Source organism: Streptomyces sp. 8P21H-1 (assembly GCF_013302945.1).
This window is the reverse complement of the sequence record NZ_JABTYA010000143.1, coordinates 1-1,053: the sequence shown is the minus strand read 5'-3', so window position 1 is coordinate 1,053 and position 1,053 is coordinate 1. Positions and strand designations below refer to the sequence as shown.

1 protein-coding gene is annotated in these 1,053 nt (G+C 76.4%); it reads left to right on the top strand.

The annotated features are described in order from the left end of the window. Positions 1-735 (top strand): polyprenyl synthetase family protein (locus HO151_RS02515; protein WP_173894491.1); only part of this gene is annotated, 735 nt, incomplete at its 5' end. Positions 736-1,053 lie beyond the last annotated feature (318 nt).

The window sequence follows — 1,053 nt, the reverse complement described above, 5'->3', positions numbered from 1 at the left end:
CGCGGACGCCCCGCGGTCTGGCGGGCGTACGGCACGGGCCCGGCCGTCCTCGCGGGCGACGCGCTGTTCGCCCTCGCCGTCGAGACCCTGGCCGCCACGCCTGGCACCGGCACCGGCACCGGCACCGACATCCCGTCGGCCGTGCGTCACCTGTCCGCCGCGCTCAACGACCTCGTCCGCGGGCAGGCCGACGACCTGCTCTTCGAGACGCGCCCCTGGACCGGCCCCGAGGCGGTCCGCCCGGACGAGTACCGCGCGATGGCCGAGCACAAGACCGGTGCGCTGCTGGGCTGCGCGACCGCCCTGGGCGCCGTGCTGGCCGGGGCGCCGCGGGAGACGGTCGCCGCGCTCGACCGCGCCGGACGGCATCTGGGCGTGGCCTTCCAGGTGGTCGACGACCTGCTGGGCATCTGGGGCGACCCCGCCGTCACGGGCAAGCCGGTGCACGCGGACCTGCTCCGCGGCAAGAAGACGTTCCCGGTGCTGGCCGCCCTCCGCACCCCGGCCGCCCGGCCGCTCGCCCGGCTCCTGGACTCCTCCGGGCCCCTGGACGAGTCGGCGGCCCGCCGCGCCGCGGTCCTGATCGAGGAGGCGGGTGGGCGCGAGGCCGCCGTGGCGGAGGCGCACCGCCGCACCGCCGCCGTCGACGCCTGTCTCGCAAGCCTCGACCCGGTCTCCCGCGCCCCCGGTGACCTGCGCGCGCTGCTCGCTCTCCTGGTGCGCCGCGAGAAGTGACCGGCTCCTGTGTCCCACCACCCCCTTGACGCCGTAGAAAGCCCTTGCCACACTCACGGCCCGCCGTAGAAAACGCTTGCTGCGGCCATCTGCCGGGCAGTCGGCGGAGCCCATGGGAAACCCCACACGAACCCCACATCAACCCCCGCACCAACCCCCACACAGGAGGAAGACGAGATGGGACGCGGAACCGCACCTCCCCTCACTCGCTCCACCCCGCGGGCCCCCGGACGGCGGTCCGGTGTCCTGGCGACCTGCGCCACGGCCCTGGTCACGGCGGCGGCCCTGCTCACCGCTCCCGCGAGCGCGGCCCCGGCG